The organism is Nitratireductor aestuarii (assembly GCF_014641695.1).
In the GTDB taxonomy this organism is placed as follows: Bacteria; Pseudomonadota; Alphaproteobacteria; order Rhizobiales; family Rhizobiaceae; genus Chelativorans; species Chelativorans aestuarii.
Genome location: NZ_BMIF01000053.1, coordinates 1 through 921 on the forward strand (window position 1 = coordinate 1; position 921 = coordinate 921).

The window sequence follows — 921 nt, forward strand, 5'->3', positions numbered from 1 at the left end:
GCCGCAACAACGTCATCGCCTTCACCAACGGGTTCCACGGCGTTTCCCTTGGCGCGCTCGCCGCGACGGGCAATGGTTACCACCGCGGCGGCGCCTCCGTCTCGCTGCCCGACGTAACGCGCATTCCTTATGACGGCTTTCTCGGTGAGCGCGTCGATTCCTGCGACCTTCTGGAGCGGATGATCGCCGAACCCTCAAGCGGGATCGATACGCCTGCTGCCATCGTGCTCGAGACCGTCCAGGGCGAAGGTGGACTGAATGTGGCGTCAGCGGAATGGGTGCGCCGGGTCGAGAAAATTGCGCGCGCCCACGGGGCGCTCTTCATCATTGATGACATTCAGGCCGGCTGCGGGCGCACCGGCTCCTTCTTCAGCTTCGAAGGCATGAGTGTCAGCCCGGACCTCATCACCATGGCGAAGTCGCTGTCAGGCTTTGGTCTCCCCATGGCCGTGCTGCTGGTGAAACCGGAGTTCGACGTCTTTGGTCCCGCTGAGCACAACGGAACATTTCGTGGCAACAACCACGCCTTTGTTACCGCACGTGTCGCGCTGGAGAAGTTCTGGGCCGATGATGCGTTTCAGAAAGAGATCGCCGAGCGCTCCGCCTATCTGGCGAAGCGTCTGGAGGCAATCTCGGCATTGCTGCCGACGGCCAGTGTAAAGGGTCGGGACATGATGCAGGGCGTCGATGTCGGCACCGGACAGCTGGCAAGCGAGATTTGCGCGCGCTGCTTCGACAAGGGCCTCGTCATCGAGACCTCCGGCGCCCATGACGAGGTGGTGAAGGTCCTGGCCCCACTGAACATCGACATGCCCCTCTTTTCGCGCGGCCTCGACATCTTCGAGCATGCCGTCCGCGAAATCACCCAATCAACCAGTATAGCTGCGGAGTAACCGAGAATGATCGTTCGCGACCTCAATG

General features: G+C 61.7%; 1 protein-coding gene. It reads left to right on the top strand.

The annotated features are described in order from the left end of the window. The coding region (locus IEX27_RS21060; protein ID WP_188723028.1) for an aminotransferase class III-fold pyridoxal phosphate-dependent enzyme at positions 1-893 on the top strand (893 nt) is incomplete at its 5' end. Positions 894-921: the final 28 nt, after the last annotated feature.